Here is a 6,754-nt window from a genome sequence, read left to right as displayed (position 1 = left end):
CCGGGCTGCGCGCGCTCGGCGCGGCCCGGCGCAGCCTGCGCTGCCAGCTGTTCGCCTCCGCCTGCTATGTCGGCGGTGGGCTCGGCGGGGCGGCCGTGGCCGGCACGGTCGGCTCGGCCTGGGGCGTCGCCGCCTCGACCGTCTGCGGCTCGGCCGTGTGGTGGCTGCACCTGCGGTCCGCCCTGCGCGAGCACCACCAGAACACCATCCGCGAAGTGAGGACCTCATGACCGCCCAACCCAGGCTGAGCATCGGCCTGCCCGTGTACAACGGCGAGGAGTACCTTGCCGAGGCGCTCGACGCCCTGCTCGGCCAGACCTACGAGGACTTCGAGCTGGTCATCTCCGACAACGCCTCGACCGACGGGACCCAGGAGATCTGCCGAAAGTACGCCGCGCGGGACTCGCGCATCCGGTACATCCGGCTGCGCCGGAACATCGGTGCCGCGCCGAACCACAACTACGTGTTCACCGAGTGCCGCGGCGAGCTGTTCAAGTGGGCCTCGCACGACGACCTGTACGCCCGGGACCTGCTGCTGCGCTGCGTATCGGCGCTGGACGAGCGGCCGGACGTGATCCTCGCGCACAGCGGCCAGGCGGTCATCGACGGCGACGGCCAGGTGAAGGTCCCGTACGAGTACGGGCTCGCCACCGACTCGCCGCACGCGCCGGAGCGCTTCCGCAGCCTGCTGTTCGAGCCCGGTGGCGACGACTTCTACGGGGTGATGCGGGCTGACGTGCTGCGCCGGGTGAAACCGCACGACAGCTACCACCACGCGGACCGCACCTTCGTCGCCGAGATCACCCTGCACGGACCCTTCCACCAGGTGCCGGAGCTGCTGTACTTCCGCCGCGACCACCCCACCCGCGCCGAACGGGCGAACCCGAGCAAGCGCTCCCGGTGCGTCAACCTGGACCCGCGCCGGGCAGGCCCGCTGCACCCGACGCCCCGGCTGCTCGCCGAGTACCTCTGGGGCTTCGTCGCGGCGATCCGGCGGGCGCCGTTGTCCCCGGCCGACCGGCGCGCGTGCTACCGCCACCTGGCCTCGTGGATGGCCAGCCGGGTCCGGCCGGGCGCCGGCGAGCGGGTCGAGGACCGCGCCCCAGTCGACCCGGGCCGGCTCACCGTCTCCGTGGACGCCCTCGTCGCCGGCCGTGAGGGGAGGCAGGCATGACGTCCGCGGACGAAACTCCGGTGCGCGTCGGGGTGTTCGGCCTGCTCGGCTCCGGCAACCTCGGCAACGACGGGTCGCTCGAGGCCGTGCTCGGGTATCTCCGCGCCGAGCACCCGGAGGCGGTCGTGGACGCGCTGTGCGGCGGACCCGAGGTCGTCACGGCCCGGTACGGAATCCCCGCGACGCGCCTGCACTGGTACCGCGGGGAGTACCGGACCGCGTCACGTGCGGGCTCGATCGCGGCGAAGGGTCTGGGCAAACTCGTCGACGCCGTCCGCACCGCGGCCTGGGTGCGCCGGCACGACGTGGTGATCGTGCCGGGCATGGGTGTCCTGGAGGCCACGCTGCCGCTGCGGCCGTGGGGCTTCCCGTACTCGCTGTTCCTGCTCTGCGCGACCGGCCGGCTGTTCGGCACCAGGGTCGCGCTGGTCGGCGTCGGCGCCGCCCCGATCGGCAACCGGCCGACCCGGGCCCTGGTGCGCTGGTCGGCGCGGCTGGCCGCCTACCGGTCGTACCGGGACGCCCTGTCCCGCGACGCGATGCGGGCGATGGGCGTGGACACCGCGCGCGACGAGGTCTACCCGGACCTCGCCTTCGCCCTGCCGACGCCGCGGGCGAGCGCGCCCTCGGGTCCGTCGGCTCCACCGGGCCCGGTCTGCGTCGGCGTCATGGACTTCCACGGCGGCAACGACGACCGCGCCCGGGCCGAGGAGATCCACCGGCGCTACCTCGACGGGACGACCCGCTTCGTCCGCGCGCTGGTCGAGGACGGCAGGCCGGTCCGGCTGCTCACCGGCGACGAGTGCGATGCGCCGGTGGTCGCCGCGATCCTCGACGCGGTGGACTCGCCGCTGGTCACCGCTGCCGAGGCGGCCTCGCTGGCCGACCTGATGAAGGAGATGGCGGCCGCCGACACCGTCGTGGCCACCCGGTACCACAACCTGATCTGCGCGCTGAAGGTCGGCACGCCGACGCTCGCACTCAGCTATGCGGCGAAGAGCGACGCGCTCATGAATCGGATGGGGCTGGACGCGTACTGCCACCCGGCTCGCGAGACCGACGCCGACCGGCTGCTCGAGCAGTTCCGGGCGCTGGAGCAGAGATCGGCGGAGCTGCGGCGCACCCTCGCCGAGCGGAACCAGGCCGCCGCTCGGCAACTCGACGACCAATTCACCGCCTTGACCACGGCCCTGTTCCCGGCGACCGACCACGCCCACGCCCACGCTCGGCAGGAGACTCCATGAAAGCGACCGAAGTCCCGGAGATCGCCGGCGCGTACCTGTTCGAGCCGACGCCGTACGCCGACGAGCGCGGCTTCTTCTGCCGCACCTTCGACGCCGACGTGGTCCGCTCGGTGGGCCTCGACCCGGACGCCTTCGTTCAGGACAGCCTGTCCCGCTCGGTCCGGGGCGTGCTGCGCGGCCTGCACCTGCGCTCCGGCGCAGGCGAGGCCAAGCTGGTGCGGTGCTCGTACGGGAGGATCTTCGACGTCGTCGTGGACCTGCGGACCGACTCGCCGACCTACCTGGGCCGGGCCTTCTTCGAGCTGTCCGACGAGACGCAGGTGACCCTGTACATCCCGGCGGGGTGCGCGCACGGCTTCCAGGCGCTCACCGAAACCGCTGACACCTCGTACCGGATCGACCGCCCGCACGATCCGGCCGAGGACGTGACGATCGCCTTCGACGACCCGGAGCTCGCCATTCCCTGGCCGTTGCCGGTCACATCGATGTCCCAGCGGGACCGGGAGGCGCCGAGCCTCGCCGACGTCCTGAAGCAGAAAGAGAGTTGAGGTCGGCGTGGACACCGAACACACCGAAGAGACCGAGGAGTTCCTCCTGCCCCGGTCGCGGAAGGCGAACGAGCGGCTGCACGCCCTGATCCCCGGGGGCGCGCACACCTACGCCAAGGGCGACGACCAGTACCCCGAGAACCTGGCCCCGGTCATCAGCCACGGCCGCGGTGCCCACGTGTGGGACATCGACGGCAACCGCTACATCGAGTACGGCTCCGGCTTGCGGTCGGTCAGCCTCGGCCACGCCCACCCACGCGTGATCGAGGCGGTGCGACGGGAACTCGACCGCGGCAGCAACTTCGTCCGGCCGTCCATCGTGGAGGTCGAAGCAGCGGAACGCTTCCTGGCCACGGTGCCGACCGCCGAGATGGTGAAGTTCGCGAAGAACGGCTCCGACGCCACCACCGCCGCGGTGCGCCTCGCCCGCGCCGCCACCGGGCGCCCGCGGGTGGCCATCTGCGCCGACCATCCGTTCTTCTCCGTCGACGACTGGTTCATCGGCACCACGCCGATGTCCGCCGGTGTTCCGGCGGCGACCAACGAGCTCACCGTCGCGTTCCCTTACGGGGACCTGGCCGCCACGGAGGAGCTGCTCACTCGGTACCAGGACGAGGTCGCCTGCCTGATCCTCGAACCCGCCACCCACACCGAGCCGCCGCCCGGGTACCTCGAGGGCCTCCGCGAACTGGCCGACCGGCACGGCTGCGTACTGATCTTCGATGAGATGATCACCGGCTTCCGCTGGTCCGAGGCGGGCGCCCAGGGCCTGTACGGCGTCGTCCCCGACCTCTCCACGTTCGGCAAGGCGCTGGGCAACGGATTCGCCGTCTCCGCGCTGGCCGGGCGCCGCGACCTGATGGAGCTGGGCGGGCTGCGGCACTCCGGCGACCGGGTGTTCCTGCTGTCCACCACGCACGGTGCGGAAACGCACTCGCTGGCCGCGGCGATGGCCGTGCAGACCACCTACGTCGAGGAGGGCATTACCGCGCGGCTGCACGCCCTCGGTGAGCGGTTGGCCGCCGGTGTCCGCGACGCCGCGGCCGGCATGGGCGTCGGCGACCACATCGTCGTCCGGGGCCGGGCCAGCAACCTGGTCTTCGCCACCCTCGACGAGAACGGACAGCCGTCGCAGCAGTACCGCACCCTGTTTCTACGCCGGCTCCTCGCGGGCGGGGTGCTGGCCCCGTCGTTCGTGGTGAGCAGCGCGCTCGACGACGCCGACATCGAGCACACCGTCGACGTGGTGGCCCAGGCATGTGCGGTGTACCGGAAGGCACTGGACGCCGCCGACCCCAGCCCCTGGCTGGCCGGACGACCGGTGAAGCCCGTGTTCCGCCGCTTGGCGTGACGTGACGTGACGTGACTTGACTTGACGTGACGTCAGCGCCCCTCCCGCCGACCGGCGTCGGCCATCCGATCGACCAGCCGGTCGGCCATCCGGTCGACCAGCCACGCGGTCGCCGGTATCACCGCCAGCGCGGTGCACCAGCCGCCGAGGACGTCGGTCGGGTAGTGCGCGCCCAGGGCGACCTGCGCCCAGCCCATGGCGGCACCGGCGACCAGCGCCGCGGCGAGCACGAGTGACGTGCCCGCCGTCCTACCGAGGCCGAGCCGGCCGGTCGCGAGCAGCGCCACCACGAGGGCGAGCGCGGTGAGGAAGGCGGTGTGCCCGCTCGGGTAGGACAGGTTGTCTTCGCCATGGATGGTGCGTCCCACCAGGGACTTGAGCAGCTTTGTCGTCCCCACGGTCATGCCGGCGCCGACGACGACGAGCAGCGCTGCGCGAGGACGCCGAAGCAGCAGGCAGCCCGTCACGGTGGCCGCGACCAGCGTCGCCGCTCCCACGGGCTCCCCCAGGAAGTCCGTGGCCAGAGCGACGTTCCGCCATGGCTGCCGCATACCGTCCACCGCCGCCCAGATCCGCGCGTCCACCATGCCGGGCTCGCCCTCGTCGGCATACAGGACCCCGAGCACGACGACCACCAGCGCGGCGAGGACCGCCATCAGCCCGAGCCACACGCGCAGCGACGGGGGCAGCACCGCGGGCGCCGACCGGCCGGTCACACGCACACCGCGTCCGGTCGACCTGCGGTGCTGTGCCGTGATCGGTAGATGGTGTTCCGGATCGTGACTTCTTGAGGCAGGACGAGGGTGCTGCCCTTCATCCGACCGGTGGACAGCCATGAATCAGCGACTCCCTGTTTCCCCTGCTCCAGGCCCTCTTGAAGACTGCCCGGCCTGCTTTCGGTGACCTTCTTGTCCGCCATGCGCAGCAGTGGTTCATGTCCCGGTCCCCGTGGGACCACGAGCCGGTCGACGACCCGCGGATCGACCTGCTGATGCCCGCGCCGGCGACCGGGCCCCACGACGGCGGGGCGTTGTTTCCGGACGACTTCGATGACCACAAGTCCGGGCACGCCACGGCCTATGTGTCCCGTCAGTACGTCGGCTCCGACGGGCGGGCCGGAAACGGCATTGTCGCGGCCACCAGCGTCCGGGCCGACGAGCGCGTGCATTACCCGCCGCGCACCCTGCCCTACCTCGCCGACCATCCGGCAGATGCGATGCACCTCCCCCTCCCGTCGGGGCCGACGCCATGTCACCCGCCGCTACCGCGATGCCGCGCCCCCGAGAACTGCCCGCTGCCGCCCGCCGACATGGCCGGGGTCGTCAGATGTACGGGCTGCGCACGGCTGGACCGAGCAAGATTGCAAACACGTCAAGCGCGAACCGGGCCGGGCCGACTTCCAGGCCCGCTCCGGCCAAGCGATCCAACGCCACTGACGCTGGTCGACGTGCCCTTCGGCTTCTGCCGACGCCAACTCCCCACCAACGAGCCCCCCGTCGTGTCTGACTTGGCCCGCGCGGGCGCCATCAGCCTGCCACCCTAACCAACAACGCAGAAGCAAGGGGTGAAGTCGGTCAGACGCCGATGTCGGCCAGCCACTGGCTCGTGGTCCGGGGAGTGACGCCCAGCAGCTTCTGGGCGGAGGTCTCCGGCGCGATCGAGCGGTCCGGCATGGTGCTCATCGCCTGGTAGGCCCCCGCGATGTCAGCGGCTGCGGCCTCCCCGATCAGGGGCGCGATCGAGGTGCGCATCTCCTCCGGGGTGATCGGCTCGAAGACGACGTCCCGGCCGAGCCAGGTGCCGAACACCTCGGCCAGATCCGGCCCGGTGATCGCCGGGTACTGGCCGACGGAGACCGCACCGGTGACGTCCGTGCGTTCGAACAAGGCGACGGCGACATCGGCGATGTCGAGGTGGGAGGCCCAGGAGACGGGGAAGTCGGCCCGGATCGCGTAGGGCAGCACACCGCGCTCACGGACCGAGTCCATGACGTAGGGCATGAGCAGGTTCTCCAGGTACAGCTCGGGCGCGATCACCGCATGGGACACGCCACTGTCGGCCAGGCCGGCAGCCAGCGTCGAGGCGGCACCGCCAACGGCGGGATCGATCGGGAAACCGCTGGTGGAGAACACCACACGGGCCGGCCGGGCCGCACGGACGGCGGCGAGGATGTTGCCCGCGAAGATTTGGCGGTCCTCCTCCGAAGCCACGGGCAGGTGGACGAACACCCCTGCGGCGCCACGGTAGGCGTCGGTCAGGTCAACGGCGGAGGAGTAGGGAGCGGCCACGACGCGCGCGCCGTCCACGACGGCGTGCGCGTTGCGGGTCACAGCGGTCACGGGCTTGCCCGCGGCGGCGAGAGCGGCGACGACGGGGGCACCCTGGGCGCCGGTGGCGCCATGAATCACGTAGGTCATGGGCCCATTAGTGCATGTGT

7 protein-coding genes and 1 pseudogene are annotated in these 6,754 nt (G+C 71.8%); 6 read left to right on the top strand and 2 right to left on the bottom strand.

Annotated features, from left to right (window positions below; genetic code table 11):
- From FGD71_RS14175 to FGD71_RS14155, 5 genes and pseudogenes are all read left to right on the top strand, one after another.
- Positions 1 to 230: pseudogene (locus tag FGD71_RS14175) on the top strand (hypothetical protein); the annotation flags it as partial.
- A complete protein-coding gene (locus FGD71_RS14170) occupies positions 227 to 1,174 on the top strand; it encodes a glycosyltransferase family 2 protein (protein WP_119100790.1) in 948 nt (315 codons plus the stop codon). The pseudogene FGD71_RS14175 and the gene FGD71_RS14170, both read left to right, overlap by 4 nt.
- Positions 1,171 to 2,418 carry a polysaccharide pyruvyl transferase family protein gene (locus tag FGD71_RS14165; RefSeq protein WP_119100789.1) on the top strand — a complete coding sequence of 416 codons (1,248 nt, stop codon included), beginning with the start codon at positions 1,171 to 1,173 and terminating at the stop codon, positions 2,416 to 2,418. The genes FGD71_RS14170 and FGD71_RS14165 overlap by 4 nt, the downstream gene beginning before the upstream one ends.
- Positions 2,415 to 2,966, top strand: a complete 552-nt coding sequence (rfbC, locus tag FGD71_RS14160; protein ID WP_119100788.1) for a dTDP-4-dehydrorhamnose 3,5-epimerase — start codon at positions 2,415 to 2,417, stop codon at positions 2,964 to 2,966. The genes FGD71_RS14165 and rfbC overlap by 4 nt, the downstream gene beginning before the upstream one ends.
- A 7-nt stretch (positions 2,967 to 2,973) precedes the next feature.
- On the top strand, positions 2,974 to 4,317 hold the full coding sequence (locus FGD71_RS14155; protein ID WP_119100787.1) for a glutamate-1-semialdehyde 2,1-aminomutase: 1,344 nt from the start codon (positions 2,974 to 2,976) through the stop codon (positions 4,315 to 4,317).
- A 32-nt stretch (positions 4,318 to 4,349) separates the two neighbouring features.
- Here the strand turns inward: FGD71_RS14155 and FGD71_RS14150 are convergent, their stop codons facing one another.
- The gene (locus tag FGD71_RS14150; RefSeq protein WP_119100798.1) at positions 4,350 to 5,033 is read right to left on the bottom strand and encodes a phosphatase PAP2 family protein; all 684 of its coding nucleotides are present in this window, start codon (positions 5,031 to 5,033) and stop codon (positions 4,350 to 4,352) included.
- A gap of 218 nt (positions 5,034 to 5,251) precedes the next feature.
- On the opposite strand from FGD71_RS14150, the gene FGD71_RS50145 reads away from it, so the two are divergent.
- Positions 5,252 to 5,860 (top strand): transposase, encoded by a 609-nt coding sequence (locus FGD71_RS50145; RefSeq protein ID WP_119100786.1) that lies wholly within the window; start codon positions 5,252 to 5,254, stop codon positions 5,858 to 5,860.
- 31 nt (positions 5,861 to 5,891) lie between these two features.
- Here FGD71_RS50145 and FGD71_RS14140 read toward each other — a convergent pair whose 3' ends face one another.
- Complete coding sequence (locus tag FGD71_RS14140) at positions 5,892 to 6,734, bottom strand: NmrA family NAD(P)-binding protein (RefSeq protein ID WP_119100785.1); 843 nt, start codon at positions 6,732 to 6,734, stop codon at positions 5,892 to 5,894.
- Between the last annotated feature and the right edge of the window lie 20 nt (positions 6,735 to 6,754).

This window comes from Streptomyces sporangiiformans (assembly GCF_005768555.2).
GTDB lineage: Bacteria > Actinomycetota > Actinomycetes > Streptomycetales > Streptomycetaceae > Streptomyces > Streptomyces sporangiiformans.
This window is presented reverse-complemented; position numbering and strand designations above follow the sequence as displayed.

Excerpts from the sequence above, each read along its gene's own strand:
- FGD71_RS14140 (WP_119100785.1), bottom strand. The coding sequence starts at position 6,734 with ATGACCTACGTGATTCATGGCGCCACCGGCGCCCAGGGTGCCCCCGTC.
- FGD71_RS14170 (WP_119100790.1), top strand. The coding sequence starts at position 227 with ATGACCGCCCAACCCAGGCTGAGCATCGGCCTGCCCGTGTACAACGGC.
- FGD71_RS50145 (WP_119100786.1), top strand. The coding sequence starts at position 5,252 with ATGTCCCGGTCCCCGTGGGACCACGAGCCGGTCGACGACCCGCGGATC.
- rfbC (WP_119100788.1), top strand. The coding sequence starts at position 2,415 with ATGAAAGCGACCGAAGTCCCGGAGATCGCCGGCGCGTACCTGTTCGAG.
- FGD71_RS14165 (WP_119100789.1), top strand. The coding sequence starts at position 1,171 with ATGACGTCCGCGGACGAAACTCCGGTGCGCGTCGGGGTGTTCGGCCTG.